11 protein-coding genes are annotated in these 14,879 nt (G+C 45.8%); 9 read left to right on the top strand and 2 right to left on the bottom strand.

Annotated elements, in window-relative coordinates; all coding sequences use genetic code 11:
- Positions 1-38: 38 nt before the first annotated feature.
- From CKK33_RS15125 to CKK33_RS15100, 6 genes are all read left to right on the top strand, one after another.
- On the top strand, positions 39-650 hold the full coding sequence (locus tag CKK33_RS15125) for an HAD family phosphatase (RefSeq protein WP_095704911.1): 612 nt from the start codon (positions 39-41) through the stop codon (positions 648-650).
- A gap of 85 nt (positions 651-735) precedes the next feature.
- A complete protein-coding gene (locus CKK33_RS15120) occupies positions 736-2,445 on the top strand; it encodes a ribulokinase (protein WP_095704910.1) in 1,710 nt (569 codons plus the stop codon).
- A 3-nt stretch (positions 2,446-2,448) separates the two neighbouring features.
- Positions 2,449-3,147, top strand: coding sequence for an L-ribulose-5-phosphate 4-epimerase (locus CKK33_RS15115; RefSeq protein WP_095704909.1), 699 nt, complete (start codon positions 2,449-2,451; stop codon positions 3,145-3,147).
- The gene (locus CKK33_RS15110; protein ID WP_198952477.1) at positions 3,119-4,519 is read left to right on the top strand and encodes a glycoside hydrolase family 27 protein; all 1,401 of its coding nucleotides are present in this window, start codon (positions 3,119-3,121) and stop codon (positions 4,517-4,519) included. The genes CKK33_RS15115 and CKK33_RS15110 overlap by 29 nt, the downstream gene beginning before the upstream one ends.
- Before the next feature lie 21 nt (positions 4,520-4,540).
- Complete coding sequence (gene araA / locus CKK33_RS15105; protein WP_095704907.1) at positions 4,541-6,037, top strand: L-arabinose isomerase; 1,497 nt, start codon at positions 4,541-4,543, stop codon at positions 6,035-6,037.
- 58 nt (positions 6,038-6,095) lie between these two features.
- The gene (locus CKK33_RS15100) at positions 6,096-7,781 is read left to right on the top strand and encodes a sodium/sugar symporter (protein ID WP_095704906.1); all 1,686 of its coding nucleotides are present in this window, start codon (positions 6,096-6,098) and stop codon (positions 7,779-7,781) included.
- Between the two features lie 75 nt (positions 7,782-7,856).
- Here the strand turns inward: CKK33_RS15100 and CKK33_RS15095 are convergent, their stop codons facing one another.
- Positions 7,857-8,564 carry an NUDIX domain-containing protein gene (locus tag CKK33_RS15095; RefSeq protein WP_095704905.1) on the bottom strand — a complete coding sequence of 236 codons (708 nt, stop codon included), beginning with the start codon at positions 8,562-8,564 and terminating at the stop codon, positions 7,857-7,859.
- A gap of 324 nt (positions 8,565-8,888) precedes the next feature.
- Between CKK33_RS15095 and CKK33_RS15090 the strand changes: the two genes are divergently transcribed.
- Positions 8,889-11,303 (top strand): sugar-binding domain-containing protein, encoded by a 2,415-nt coding sequence (locus CKK33_RS15090; protein WP_233138231.1) that lies wholly within the window; start codon positions 8,889-8,891, stop codon positions 11,301-11,303.
- A gap of 21 nt (positions 11,304-11,324) precedes the next feature.
- Positions 11,325-13,145, top strand: a complete 1,821-nt coding sequence (locus CKK33_RS15085) for a beta-galactosidase family protein (protein WP_095704904.1) — start codon at positions 11,325-11,327, stop codon at positions 13,143-13,145.
- 73 nt (positions 13,146-13,218) lie between these two features.
- Here CKK33_RS15085 and CKK33_RS15080 read toward each other — a convergent pair whose 3' ends face one another.
- Positions 13,219-13,425, bottom strand: a complete 207-nt coding sequence (locus CKK33_RS15080; protein ID WP_095704903.1) for a hypothetical protein — start codon at positions 13,423-13,425, stop codon at positions 13,219-13,221.
- Positions 13,426-13,690: 265 nt separating this feature from the next.
- Between CKK33_RS15080 and CKK33_RS15075 the strand changes: the two genes are divergently transcribed.
- Positions 13,691-14,875, top strand: coding sequence for an aldose epimerase family protein (locus CKK33_RS15075; protein ID WP_369803575.1), 1,185 nt, complete (start codon positions 13,691-13,693; stop codon positions 14,873-14,875).
- Positions 14,876-14,879: the final 4 nt, after the last annotated feature.

The raw sequence follows: 14,879 nt of genomic DNA, 5'->3' as shown, positions 1-14,879 counted from the left end.
TTTAATAGAGGTAGCTGATGAGGCTGCGATAATTATTTATGCAACAAACAGAAATGGAAGCGCTTGAAAAGCTCAACAATATAAGTGAGGGGTATAAGGCGTTTTTATATGATTGCGATGGTACGCTGGCTGATAATATGGAAGCGCATCGCCTTACTTATGTTAAGGTTGCCGCGGAACATGGGCTTGATTTTGATGGCGATATTGTATACGAACTTGCCGGATGGCCTACTGTAAAGGTGGTTGAGGAAATTAACAGGCGCTACAATACCTCGCTTGATCCTGAAGAATTTAATCAGAAAAAGTACAAGTTGTTTCTGGATGATTATATACATCTTACCCAGCCCATCGTACCGGTAGTTGAACACCTTAAATTACACGCGGGTAAGGTTCGTATCGGAGTAGTATCCGGCGGAAGCAGGGAAGCGGTTGAAAAAACGCTTAACATCCTCAATATTGCCGATAAGGTAGAGGTAATGGTGTGCGCGGGCGAAACTTTCCACGGAAAGCCTTTCCCTGATCCGTTTTTAAAAGCGGCTGCTGAGCTGGGTGTAGCTCCTGCCGAATGTATAGTGTTTGAAGATGCCGAACCCGGTGTTACTGCCGCCAAAGCCGCGGGCATGGCCTGGGTACGGATTGACCAATTATAAATATCAGGTAAGCAAAACGGCATATAGCCATTACCCTGATCAAATTTTTCTTGTAAAATAAGTGTTGTTACAACAATAATAAATTATGGGTTCAAATCAATATGTGATTGGGATCGATTACGGATCTGATTCTGTTCGTTCTGTAATTGTCGATGCCGCAAACGGGAAGGAGCTTGCCTCATCCGTACATGAATATACACGCTGGAAAAAAGGCCTTTTCTGCAAGCCTGCTGCCAATCAGTTCAGGCAGCATCCGCTCGATTATATTGAGGGGCTGGAATTAACGGTTAAGGAATGTATAAGGCTTGCCGGTGGCGATGAGATAGCACGTCAGGTAAAAGGTATTTCGGTTGATACCACTGGCTCGACGCCGGTGGCCGTAAATGAGGCTGGTGTACCGCTGGCATTACTACCCGGCTTTGAGGAGAACCCCAACGCCATGTTCATTTTATGGAAAGACCATACCTCGGTAAAAGAAGCCGCCGCTATTAATGAACATGCCGCCAGATTCGATATCAATTACCTGCAATATGTTGGCGGTATCTACTCATCAGAATGGTTCTGGGCCAAATTGCTGCATATATTAAAGGTAGACGAAATAGTACGCGAAGCCTGCTACTCATGGGTAGAACATTGCGACTGGATCCCTTTCCTGCTTACCGGTGGCAGCCGTTCCGCCGAAATGAAACGCAGCCGCTGCGCGGCTGGTCATAAGGCGTTATGGGCCGAGGCTTTTGGTGGCTTACCTCCCGATGAATTCTTTTCCTCGCTTGATCCGCTCCTGAAAGGGTTTACTGACAGGCTGTTCCGTGATACCTACACCTCTGATGTAGCAGCCGGTACGCTGAGTAACGAGTGGGCACAACGCCTGGGCTTACCTGCCGATGTGAAAGTAGGCGTAGGCGCTTTTGACGCGCACATGGGCGCAGTAGGCGGGCAAATAGAGCCTTACCATTTAAGTAAGGTGATGGGTACTTCAACCTGTGATATTTTGGTAGCGCCAACCCATGATATAGATAATAAACTGGTTAAAGGCATATGCGGCCAGGTAAACGGTTCGGTAATACCGGGCATGGTAGGTTTGGAAGCAGGGCAGTCGGCCTTTGGCGATACCTATGCCTGGTTTAAGAATATCCTGTCGTGGCCTTTAAACAACCTGCTGGCCAATTCCAAAGTGATCAGTCCTGAAGTAGCCGAGGCGTTAAAAGCGGAATTAGCGGAAGAAATTATACCCGAGTTGAGCCGCCAGGCCGCTTCATTGCCAATTGATGAGGTGAATGAGCTGGCGATAGACTGGTTTAACGGCCGCCGCACGCCGGATGCCGACCAAACGCTTAAGGGCGCCATCACCGGTTTAAGCCTGGGTTCTGATGCCCCGCGTGTTTTCAGGGCTTTGGTAGAAGCTACCTGCTTTGGCGCTAAAAGCATAGTCGACCGCTTTATACAGGAAGGCATTCCGGTAAAAGGTATTATAGGCATTGGCGGTGTGGCCAAAAAATCGGCTTTTGTAATGCAAACCATGGCCGATGTACTGGGCATGCCTATCCGCATCCATCAGTTTAAACATACCTGCGCTTTGGGCGCGGCCATGTTTGCGGCGGTAGTTGCCGGCATTTATCCAAACGTCGAGGAAGCTATGCACGCCATGGGTGGTGGTTTTGATGTGTCCTACGAGCCTAACGAAGCAAACCACGAGATATACAATAAGCGCTATGCCCAATACAAAGGGTTAGGCGAGTTTGTGGCATGGCAGATCGCTTCGGCCAAAGAAGAACAAACCGAAAAAATCGCGTAAGCTATGAGTAAATACCAACACATCAGGCAAACGGCCTATGAAACCAATATGCAGTTACCGCAATTGGGTTTAGTCTTATTCACCTTCGGTAATGTAAGCGCTGCCGACCGCGACCTGGGCGTTTTCGCTATTAAGCCAAGCGGTGTGCCCTACGCTCAACTTACTCCCGAGAAAATGGTGATCGTTGATTTCGACGGTAACACTATCGAGGGCGACCTGAGGCCTTCATCAGATACCTTAACCCACGCGGTGCTGTACAAGCATTGGGAGGGGATAAACGGCATAGTGCATACCCACTCCACTTACGCTACCGCATGGGCACAATCGCAGCGTTGCATACCCATATTTGGTACCACCCACGCCGACCATTTAACTGCCGACATCCCCTGCGCGCCGCCTATGAGCGACGAACTGATAAAAGGTAACTACGAATACCAGACCGGTTTTCAGATCATGGATCACTTTAAGGAAGCGGGTTTAGATTATAAAGAGGTAGAAATGGTACTGGTGGGCAACCACGCCCCGTTCACCTGGGGTAAAACCGCCGAAAAGGCTGTTTATAACAGCGCGGTGCTGGAAACCGTGGCGCAAATGGCCTATTTAACCGAGCAGATCAACGCTTCGGCACCGAGGTTAAAAGACGCCTTGATCAATAAACATTACCAACGTAAACATGGTCCGGATTCCTACTATGGTCAATAAGATCAAATTAATCTTAAGCTTCCTGGCGTTAGTTGCTTTTATAGCCGGTTCGCAGGTAGCCTCGGCTCAACAGGTGGCTGCTACGCCGCCTATGGGTTGGAATAGTTACAATTGCTTTGGCTCCGCGGTGCATGAGAGCGAAGTGAAGGCCAACGCGCAGTACATGGCTAAAAACTTAAAGCCTTTCGGGTGGCAGTACGTAGTGGTGGACTTTTTATGGTCTTATGATAACCCTCCGGGTAGCCACATAGGTAACCCCTTTCAAAAAAGGCTGGAGGATGGTTCGTACATCCCGTGGTTAACCATGGATAAATGGGGCCGTTTGCTGCCGCAGCCAAATAAGTTTCCATCGGCCCTTGGCGGTAAAGGATTTAAATCACTGGGCGATTATGTGCATAGCCTGGGTTTAAAGTTTGGTATACACGTAATGCGTGGTATACCCAGGCAGGCGGTTTGGGCAAAATCTCCGGTATTGGGCGCAAAGGGCATTACTGCCGATATGATAGCCGATACCAGCTCTAAATGTGAGTGGATGAACCATATGTATGGCCTGGATATGAGCAAGCCGGGCGCCCAGGAATATCTGAACTCGATACTTGATCTTTACGCCTCATGGGGTGTTGATTTTATTAAGGTTGATGATATTTCCCGTCCTTATCATACTGCCGAAATTGAAGGGTACCACAAGGCCATCGTACATTGTAAAAGGCCCGTGGTATTGAGTATATCACCCGGCGAAACCCCTGTTAAAGAAGCGGCACACGTAGCACGCTATGCCAACCAATGGCGCATGGCCGATGACTTTTGGGATAGCTGGCAGGAACTGCTGAATATGTTTGCCTACGCGCGTAAATGGCAGGGAACAGGTGGCCCCGGCCACTGGCCCGATTGTGATATGCTGCAAATAGGCAAACTATCTAAACGTGGCCCGGTAGGGCCGGAGCGCTACAGCAAGTTTACCGATGATGAGCTGCTCTCGCACATGACGTTCTGGTGCATTTTCCGGTCGCCGTTAATGATGGGCGGCAACATGCCGGAGAATCGCCCTTTTGATCTCAAACTGCTTAATAATCCCGAAGTGCTGGCTATAAACCAGCGTGGTATCAACCCTAAAGAACTTTACCATAATAATGAAAGCATGGTATGGTATTCGGCGATGCCTGGTTCAAAAGATATGTACGTGGCCGTATTCAACTTAAAGGATGCTAATGCCGAAGTATCGCTTGATCTGGCCGCTATGGGCTTTAACGGCCGGGTAACCGTCCGCGACCTTTGGGCCAGGCAAAACAAGGGGACTTATCAAAACACTTATCAGCAAAAAATTAACGCACATGGCGCGGCGCTTTACAGGCTGTCGCCTATTAAACAATAACATTTAATCATTAACATACGCATGATCAATTTAAAGACTTTTGAAGTTTGGTTTATTACCGGCAGCCAGCATTTATACGGCGAAGAAACCTTAAAACTGGTAGCAGAACACTCACAGCATATTGCCGAAGGGCTGAACAGCGCGGGCCAAATACCCGTAACGGTAGTGTATAAACCCGTTGTAAAAACCCCCGAAGAAATATACAGCACTTTATTGGCGGCTAATACCGCCGAAAATTGTATCGGTATCATTACCTGGATGCATACTTTTTCGCCGGCCAAAATGTGGGTGCGCGGCTTAAATATTTTGCAAAAGCCAATGCTTCACCTGCATACGCAATACAACCGCGATATCCCATGGAGCTCCATTGATATGGATTTCATGAACCTCAACCAAAGCGCTCATGGCGACCGTGAGTTTGGTTTTATGGTATCGCGCCTGCGCAAGAACCGTAAGGTAGTGGTAGGCCACTGGCAGGATGAAGAAGTACTTGGCCAGATCAACGCCTGGAGCCGTGCGGCGGCAGGCTGGCACGATTGGCAGGGAGCTAAATTCGCCCGTTTTGGCGATAACATGCGTTACGTGGCTGTAACCGAAGGTGATAAGGTAGAGGCCGAAGTAAAATTTGGTTACTCTGTAAATACCTACGGTGTAGGCGACCTTGTAAAGGTGATCAACGAAATCAGCGAGGCTGAAATAGACCAACTGGTTACCGAATATGAAACGCTTTACACGATGGATGCGTCGTTGAAGAAAGGCGGTGAAAAACATTCATCTGTTTACGAAGCGGCACGTATTGAACTTGGCCTGCGTAAATTTTTGGTTGATGGTGGCTTTAAAGGCTTTACCGATACTTTTGAAGACCTGCATGGCATGGTACAGTTGCCTGGTATTGCCGCCCAGCGTTTAATGGCTGATGGCTTCGGCTTTGCCGGTGAAGGCGACTGGAAAACTGCTGCGTTAGTGCGTGCCTGTAAAGTAATGGGTGCCGGTTTGGAGGGTGGTAACGCATTTATGGAAGATTACACTTACCACTTTGACCCGAATAATTCATTGGTATTGGGCTCGCACATGCTGGAGATAGATGCTTCATTGAGTAACGGAAAAGCAAGTCTTGAAGTACACCCATTAGGTATCGGTGGCAAGGCAGATCCCGCGCGTTTAGTATTTAATGTTGCGGCAGGCCCCGCTTTTAATGCCTCTTTGGTAGATATGGGTAACCGCTTCAGGCTCATCGTAAACGAAGTAGAAGCTGTAGAGCCGGTAGAAGACCTGCCTAAACTACCGGTAGCACGTGTTTTATGGAAACCCCTTCCGGATATGAAAACAGGTTGTGCCGCATGGATATACGCTGGCGGCGCGCACCATACCGTTTACAGCCAGAACCTTACAGCCGAGCATATGCATGACTTTGCGGAAATCGCCGGGCTGGAGTTTATCCGCATAGGAAAAGATACCACTATACCGCATTTATTGAACGAACTGCGCTGGAACGATAACTATTACCGCACTGTATAAACCAATAACCTAATTAACAACCAACTATTTGCCGATTATAATTTAGAGAAGAAACACAATGAGTAAACTAACTTCAGCTGATTACACCGTTTTCCTGGTGTACTTTGTTATTGTTGCCTTGTACGGCTTGTGGGTATACCGCAGGAAACGTAATGCTGATGCAACATCAAAGGATTATTTCCTTGCCGAGGGCTCCCTCACATGGTGGGCCATAGGCGCATCGTTAATCGCTTCCAATATATCTGCCGAGCAGATGATAGGTATGAGCGGCTCGGGCTTCAAAATGGGCCTGGCCATATCCACCTATGAATTAATGGGAGGGTTAACCCTTATTATCGTGGGTATATTTTTTATCCCGGTGTACCTGCGCAATAAAATATTTACCATGCCGCAGTTCCTGCATGAGCGTTACAATGGTACGGTGGCCATGATCATGGCGGTTTTCTGGCTGTTGCTGTACATTGTGGTTAACCTGATGTCAATCCTGTACCTGGGGGCTTTAGCCATCAGCGGTATATCGGGTATTGATATCAATATTTGTATCGGTTTCCTTGCTGTATTCGCCATCATCATCACCCTCGGCGGTATGAAGGTGATAGGCTATACCGATGTTATCCAGGTTTTCTTCCTGGTTTTAGGCGGCCTGGTTGCCAGCTACATCGCCTTGAATTTGCTGAGCGAAAAATCGGGTACCACGGGTATTTTAAATGGCCTGGCGATCATGAAACGTGAAGCCGGCGACCATTTCCACATGATATTCAAGAAAGATAATCCTAATTATCTGGATCTTCCGGGACTTTCGGTGCTGATTGGCGGTATGTGGATCGTTAACCTGAACTATTGGGGTTGTAACCAGTACATTACTCAAAGGGCTTTGGGTGCCAACCTTAAAACCGCACGTGGCGGTTTATTGTTCGGCGCGTTCTTAAAGATCCTGATGCCGGTTATTGTGGTTATACCGGGTATAGCAGCTTATGTACTGTACCAAAAGGGGATGTTCCACCAGGAAATGCTGAGCTCAAAAGGTGTGCTGGATGTAAACAAGGCCTATCCATCCCTGCTTGACTTGCTTCCTTCGGGTTTAAAGGGCTTATCTTTCGCGGCGCTTACCGCGGCTATAGTGGCTTCGCTTGCGGGTAAAGCCAATAGTATTGCCACCATATTTACGCTGGATATTTACAAAAAGGCTATTAACCCCCAGGCTAATGACCGTCAGTTGGTAAACCTTGGTAAAATATCTGTTGTGGTAGCTATGTTTTTAGGTGTGATCATGTCATTACTGATAGGTGAGCAGCTGATGGGCGAGGGTAAACAGGGCTTCCAATACATTCAGGAGTATACCGGCTTTGTATCGCCGGGTATTTTAGCCATGTTCCTGTTAGGTTTCTTCTGGAAAAAAGCCACCTCAAACGCGGCCTTGTTCTCCACAGTAGGGGGCTTTGTTTTCTCGGTATTCTTTAAGTTCCTGCCTAACTTTGCTAACTTAAAGTTCCTGGTGCCGTTTGGTTTCGCCAAGCTCAATGCCGATAAAGTTTACGAGATTCCGTTTTTAGATCGCATGGGCTTTGTGTTCCTTATTTGCGTAACGGGCATGTACATTATTTCAAAAATAGAAACCAGAAACGGCGTGCAGCCGAACGGATTGGAAGTTGATTCCAGCATGTTCAGGATGTCGCGCGCGTTCGCGGCCGGTTCATTAATTGTAGCCGGTATCTTAGTAGCTGTTTATACCATTTTCTGGTAAATACGGTTATTTCATAAACAAAAGAGGGATGGGCGTAAGCCCATCCCTCTTTTGTTTATAGTACTTTGTTAATATTTAACTGATCAGGTTGGTGGGATTGGGTATAAAGTTCAGGAAGGCCTGGAACTTAGCATAGTAATTTTGCATATTCACATGGTAATAAAAAGCCCCGCGCTTTGAGCCCGATTTATCTTTTTCGCCCTGCTTAATTAACAGGCCGGTAGCTAAAACACGCTTGCTGAAATTACGCTTATCAATTTTGGTGTTATAAACGCTTTCGTATAAAGTTTGTAACTGCGGAATGGTAAACCTTCCCGGCAGCAGCTCAAACAAAATGGGGTGCAGCGCAGCCTTGTACCTGATTCGTTTTAATGCCATTTCAACCATTTCCTGCTGGTCAAAAATAAGTTTGGGCATCCGTTTAAGCGGAAACCACTCGGCGTGATAGTCGGCATTTAACTGCTGCTGGTATTTGTTAATATCGATCAGTGCGAAATACGCTGTAGATATGGTACGCTCGAGCGGGTCACGGTTAGGGTCGCTAAAGGTGTGCAATTGTTCAAGATACATACCATCCAGTCCGGTTAATTGCTTTAATACACGGTTTGAGGCCTGTTCAAGGCTTTCGGTAAGTTTGGCAAAGCCGCCCATTAGGCTCCACTTGCCCTGTTCCGGCTGGAAACCTCGTTTAATTAATAATATCTTCAGGGTTTCGCCATCAAAGCCAAAAACAAGGCAATCAATAGCCTGCACAATACGGGCTTCGTTAGTATAACCGGTCATCAAATAATTTAGATTGGTATTGATTGTAAAAATAACACTTTCTACCAAAAAACGTTCTGCAAAAGAATATTGCGGGAGCTAACAAACGACTGTTAAACATGCTAATGACTTATAAGATATTTTAGTGTTGTAATAACAATTATTAAACAGATATCCGTAACAGATCCTCAATATTGTCGACCCTCAAAACAATGAATGCTTATCCTATGCAGGTGTTTTTTGTTTACAATAAGGGGTAAAAACTGATAATTGGCGCCTTTACAGGTTTTATTGTGATGAAATAGCATTATATTAGCCTGTAATTGTCAATCAAACATTTATAGCGTGAAATTATACAAGTACTTGATCTACGCGGCTTTTTTATTTATGCAGATGCCGGTAAAGCTGCACGCGCAAGCCATAGATGGCGGAAGGCTTTTTAATGATAATTGGCAGTTTCATTTAGGTGATACTACCGCTACTAACAACAAATGGCGGACATTGTCGCTTCCGCATGACTGGAGCATTGAGCAACCTTTTAGCGAGGAGTGGGCCAGCGCTACCGCGTATTTGCCGGGTGGTATAGGCTGGTATCAGAAAACATTTACGCCCGAGACGAAGTGGAGGGGGCAAAAAGTAAGTATTTACTTTGATGGGGTTTATAAGAACAGTGAGGTTTGGATAAACGGGCATTACCTGGGCAAGCGCCCTAATGGTTTTATAGCCTTCGAGTACGATATTACACCATACTTGTTATGGGGTAAAGCCAATACCATAAAAGTAAAGGCCGACCATACCGAGTTTGCCGATTCGCGCTGGTATACCGGCAGCGGCATATACCGTAATGTTTATCTCATCACACGCGATGTGGTAAATATTCATCCCTGGGATGTAGCTTTCTCTACACCTGAGGTAAACTCATCAAAGGCAACTATCCTTGTAAACGCGGATGTAACCAATACACTGGCAGCCAATCAGCCCGTGACGGTAAAACTAAACCTGTTTAAAAAAGCGGGAGGCCTGGCATTTTCAAAAACAGTTACCTTAAACGCTAAGCCCGGGAAAAATCCGATAGTCTTTCAACAAGCACTTACTTCACCACAATTGTGGAGCGTAGATCATCCTGAGTTATACCACATGCAATTACAAGTAATGCGTAACGGTAAAACGGTGAACCAGGTAAACCAAATGGTGGGTATCCGCAGCATCCGGTTTGATAAGGATAACGGATTTTTCCTTAACGGGACTACCATGAAGCTCAAGGGCGTTTGCATCCATGATGACGCTGGTGCGCTTGGCGTAGCGGTATCCCGCGAGGTATGGGTACGTAGGCTGGCTATTTTGAAAGAGGCAGGTGTAAATTCACTAAGATTAAGCCATAACCCGCACGCAGGCTATTTGTATGACCTTTGCGATGAAATGGGGTTCCTGGTAATGGATGAGGCGTTTGATGAGTGGGAATTAGGAAAAAATAAGTGGGTTAAAGGCTGGAACGAAGGCACTCCGTCAAAAGATGGCTACCATGAATATTTTAAAGAATGGGCGCATCGCGACCTTGCTGATATGGTTAAGCGCAGCAGGAACCACCCGTCCATAATCATGTGGAGCATAGGTAACGAGATTGATTATCCTAACGACCCTTACACCCATGAAGTGCTTAATACCGGTCGTAACCCGCAAATATATGGTAGGGGTTACATGGCTAATCATCCATCAGCAACAGCCTTAGGGCGCATCGCTGCCGATCTGGTAAAAGTAGTTAAAGAGATAGACCTTACCCGCCCCGTTACAGCTGCACTGGCAGGCGTGGTAATGTCAAATGAGGTAGGTTATCCTGATGCTTTGGATGTGGTTGGTTACAATTACCAGGAATACCGCTATGCTGATGACCACAAAAAATATCCTAACCGTGTAATTTACGGAAGTGAGAATGGAATGGCCCTTAAAGCCTGGAACGCGGTCGATTCCAATAAATATATATCCGCGCAATATTTATGGACAGGTATCGACTACCTGGGCGAAGCCGGTAAATGGCCGCAACGTAGTAACGGCGCGGGCTTAATGGACCTTGCGGGCTTTAAAAAACCGGAATATTTTTATCGCCAGAGCCTTTGGGCCGAAAAGCCAATGGTTTATGTCGCCGCGAGAGAATTAAAGCAAAACCAGGATAACGGTATATGGAGCCACCGCAGCGTACTGCCTACATGGAACTGGGAAACAGGTAGCCGTTTACGCTTAGAGTGCTTTACCAATTGCCCTGAAGCGGAGTTGTTTATTAACGGCAAATCGTTGGGTAAACAATTGCGCGACACGGCGGCCAATCATATGCCTGCATGGAATGTAAGCTACGAGCCGGGTGAGGTATTGGTGAAAGGTTACAAGAATGGTAAAATAGCGGCTACTTATGTATTAAAAACAGCCGGTGAAGCGGCTGCCTTAAAAGCCGTAGCAGACAATATTACCTTTCAAGGACCGGGAAAACACCTTTCACAGATAGAGGTAACGGTAACCGATAAAAACGGCGTACCGGTTTATGCCGCTGAAAACGAAATAGCCGTAGCTATTACCGGTAAAGCCCGCTTGTTGGGTATGGAGAACGGCAGCACTACCAGCCATGAAAACTACCAGTCACCTAAACACAAGGCCCTACACGGAAAAATACTGCTTTATGTTGAAACCAACGGACAGCCGGGGCCTGTAGTAGTGAAGTGCTCATCTGCAGGTTTAAAGCCGTGTGAAGTTAACATCAGCGTGAAGTAATTAAGCCTTAACCATAAACTAATGCATAAATTTAAGTACTACCTTTTACTTTTATCACTATTGATAGCTAGGAATATTAAAGCCCAGCAGGCTAAACATACCTTTGCATTGGCCGACTCTGTTTTCCTGCTTGATGGTAAGCCCTTCCAAATGATCAGCGGAGAAATGCATTATCCGCGCATCCCTCGTGAAGCATGGCGCGCCCGTATGAAAATGGCCAAAGCCATGGGGCTTAATACCATTGGTACCTATGTTTTTTGGAACCTGCACGAGCCCCAGAAAGGAAAGTTTGACTTCAGCGGAAATAATGATATAGCTGAGTTTGTAAAAATTGCCCAGCAGGAAGGCTTATGGGTGATATTGAGGCCAAGCCCTTATGTATGTGCCGAATGGGAATTTGGCGGCTACCCTTACTGGTTACAGAAGGAGAAAGGGTTGGTAGTACGCAGCAAAGAAGCGCAGTACCTAAAGGAGTATGAAACCTACATCAAACAAGTAGGTAAAATATTGGCCCCGCTGCAAATAAACCACGGTGGTAACGTGCTGATGGTGCAGATAGAAAACGAATACGGTTCATTCGGAAGCGATAAGGATTATCTGGCCATCAATCAGAAAATGTTTAAAGAAGCGGGTTTTGATGGGTTATTATATACCTGTGACCCTGCGGCAGATCTGACCAAAGGTTATTTACCCGGACTATTGCCTGCTGTAAATGGTTTGGACGATCCTAAAAAGGTAAAGCAATTGGTACGCGAAAATCACAATGGCAAAGGTCCTTTTTATATTGCCGAATGGTACCCGGCCTGGTTTGATTGGTGGGGAACGCCACACCATACCGTACCTGCCGAAAAGTATGCCGGTAGGCTTGATTCGGTACTCGCGGCAGGCATTTCCATCAACATGTATATGTTTCATGGCGGTACTACGCGCGATTTCATGAACGGTGCCAACTATAAAGACGGCACACCGTACGAGCCCCAGATCAGCAGCTATGATTATGACGCGCCATTGGATGAGGCCGGAAACCCGACGCCCAAGTTTATCGCTTTCAGGAATGTTATTCAAAAGCACCTGGCACCCGGTGTAGCCCTGCCGGCTGTACCGGCAGCTAAACCTGCCATGGCAATACCGGCTGTAAAACTTACCGCGGCTGTTAGTATTTTACAAAATTTACCTAAGCCGGTGAGTAGTACCACGCCCTTAACTTTTGAAGACCTTCAGCAAGATTATGGCTACGTGCTGTACCGTACGCAGGTAAAAGGTAACGGAAAGTTAACCATAAAAGGCTTACGTGATTATGCTGTGGTACTGGTAAATGGCAAAACCGCCGGTACTTTAGACAGGCGCCTAAACCAGGACAGCCTTAATTTAACCCTGCCGAAGGGCAGCGTTACGCTGGATATACTGGTAGAAAATTTGGGCCGTATCAACTTCGGTAAATATTTACTCCAGAATAAAAAGGGCATTACCGGTTCGGTAATGTTCAATAACAGCGAGCTAAAAGGCTGGCAAATGTACAGCCTGCCAATGGCTAACATCAACCAGGTTAAATTTGGCAGCACAGGTGTTAACTACACTTCACCAACATTACAGAAAGGAACTTTTAACCTTAGTAAAGTAGAGGATACCTACTTCAACATGAGCGATTGGGGCAAAGGTGTTGTTTGGATAAACGGGCATAATCTTGGCCGTTATTGGCGGGTAGGCCCTCAGCAAACACTATACGTTCCGGCAGAATGGCTAAAAAAAGGCAGGAATGAATTAGTTGTATTTGATATGATAAAACCGGGTAACACCATCGTATCGGTAGATAAACCCATACTTGACCAGGTAAAGCAATAATTTTCTCCTCAACCTAATCATAATGCAAATGGCCCGTGTAATTAAACATCGGGCCATTTTATTTTTTTAAGGCTTATTGTTGCTTACTGTTATTAAGCCTTGCTTTTAAATAAATATTCATGTAGTCAAGAAAGTTATAAGCTACAGCACCAATTAATATACCATCAAAAAACAAGGAGTATGATCTGGCCGCATGCGGCAGCAGTATTTTGATAAGTATTCTGGCGCAGCAGGTAACTAAGAGTATAATGGATATGATCGGTACGCCGGCAATTTTCATAGTTATGTATGATGATTAGTTAAAGATACTACAGTGACGCGTAATTAATTCCTGTTGCATAAAAATTATTTTTCAAACAGTTGTCCACCCCTGAAACAGGCAAGGCATGCAAGCGACTGATTTTATGGTATTTTTTTAATTGTTATTATAACAATTAAAAATTCTTCCTATCTTGTTCAGGATTTAATATAAATCTTGCCAATTAACCAATTATATTCCTGAAAAAGAAACCGATCAGCTTAAAAGCTGCATCAACACATTAACTATGATGAGAAAATCTGCAAAGACACTTTTGCCTGCTTTTATAGCGGCAGTAGCATTAATGAACCAGGCTTGCCAAAGCCCTGCCGGTAAAAAAGCAAATACTGCCGACAGTGCATCAGTTAAAACGGCGGTTTTGCCTGACAGCTCAAAATTTATTAAAACCGTTAACGGTAAGCAAACACGTTTGTATGTGTTAACCAATTCCAAAGGCGCTAAAGCGGCTATAACCAATTATGGCGGCAGGATAGTAAGCCTGCTGGTACCTGATAAGGACGGTGCTTTAAAAGATGTGGTTTTGGGTTACGACAGTGTTGGCACTTATCAAAAACCAAAGGAGCCATTTTTTGGCGCCATTATAGGCCGTTACGGCAACAGGATAGCCAGGGGGAAATTTACACTTAACGGTAAGAAATACCAGCTGGATATTAATGATGGCGTTAATACTCTTCACGGCGGTTTTAAAGGTTTTTATGCACAGGTTTGGGATGCAAAACAGCTCAATAACAACACTTTGGAACTTACCTTTATCTCGCCTGATGGCGAAGGTGGCTATCCCGGCAATCTGAAAGTTAAGGTAACCTATACCTTGCAGGATGATAACGCCCTTAAAATAGACTACACCGCAACTACCGATAAGCCAACCATTGTTAACCTTACCAACCACGCGTACTTTAACCTTAACGGCGCGGGCAGCGAGACCATTTTAAATGATCTGTTACAGATAAAAGCCGACCAGTTTACCCCGGTTGATACTACGCTGATACCTACCGGTCAGTTAAAAGATGTTAAAGGCACTCCTTTTGATTTTACGTCGTTGAAACCAATAGGGCAGGATATTAACAAACAGGATGAGCAATTAAAAAATGGCAAAGGTTACGATCATAATTTTGTGCTGAACAAGCATGATCTTAACACATCTGTGGCTACTGTTAAAAGCCCGGTAACAGGCATTGTGATGGATATATATACCGAAGAGCCGGGATTGCAATTCTACAGTGGCAATTTCCTTACCGGTAAAGAAAAAGACGGCAAAGGTGGCGCGGCTTATGGTTACCGTTCGGCAATGTGCCTGGAAACACAGCACTTCCCCGATTCGCCTAACCAGTTATCTTTTCCCGGCACAACGCTTAACCCGGGGCAAACCTATCATACCACAACTATCTACAAATTTTCGGTAAGTAAATAATTCT

The sequence above is a fragment of the Mucilaginibacter sp. MD40 genome, assembly GCF_002288635.1.
Classification (GTDB): Bacteria; Bacteroidota; Bacteroidia; order Sphingobacteriales; family Sphingobacteriaceae; genus Mucilaginibacter.
This window is presented reverse-complemented; position numbering and strand designations above follow the sequence as displayed.

What these genes read in the sequence shown, in the direction of transcription:
- CKK33_RS15125 (WP_095704911.1), top strand. Translation starts at nt 39, where the DNA reads ATGCAACAAACAGAAATGGAAGCGCTTGAAAAGCTCAACAATATAAGT.
- CKK33_RS15120 (WP_095704910.1), top strand. Translation starts at nt 736, where the DNA reads ATGGGTTCAAATCAATATGTGATTGGGATCGATTACGGATCTGATTCT.
- CKK33_RS15115 (WP_095704909.1), top strand. Translation starts at nt 2,449, where the DNA reads ATGAGTAAATACCAACACATCAGGCAAACGGCCTATGAAACCAATATG.
- CKK33_RS15110 (WP_198952477.1), top strand. Translation starts at nt 3,119, where the DNA reads ATGGTCCGGATTCCTACTATGGTCAATAAGATCAAATTAATCTTAAGC.
- araA (WP_095704907.1), top strand. Translation starts at nt 4,541, where the DNA reads ATGATCAATTTAAAGACTTTTGAAGTTTGGTTTATTACCGGCAGCCAG.
- CKK33_RS15100 (WP_095704906.1), top strand. Translation starts at nt 6,096, where the DNA reads ATGAGTAAACTAACTTCAGCTGATTACACCGTTTTCCTGGTGTACTTT.
- CKK33_RS15095 (WP_095704905.1), bottom strand. Translation starts at nt 8,564, where the DNA reads ATGACCGGTTATACTAACGAAGCCCGTATTGTGCAGGCTATTGATTGC.
- CKK33_RS15085 (WP_095704904.1), top strand. Translation starts at nt 11,325, where the DNA reads ATGCATAAATTTAAGTACTACCTTTTACTTTTATCACTATTGATAGCT.
- CKK33_RS15080 (WP_095704903.1), bottom strand. Translation starts at nt 13,425, where the DNA reads ATGAAAATTGCCGGCGTACCGATCATATCCATTATACTCTTAGTTACC.
- CKK33_RS15075 (WP_369803575.1), top strand. Translation starts at nt 13,691, where the DNA reads ATGATGAGAAAATCTGCAAAGACACTTTTGCCTGCTTTTATAGCGGCA.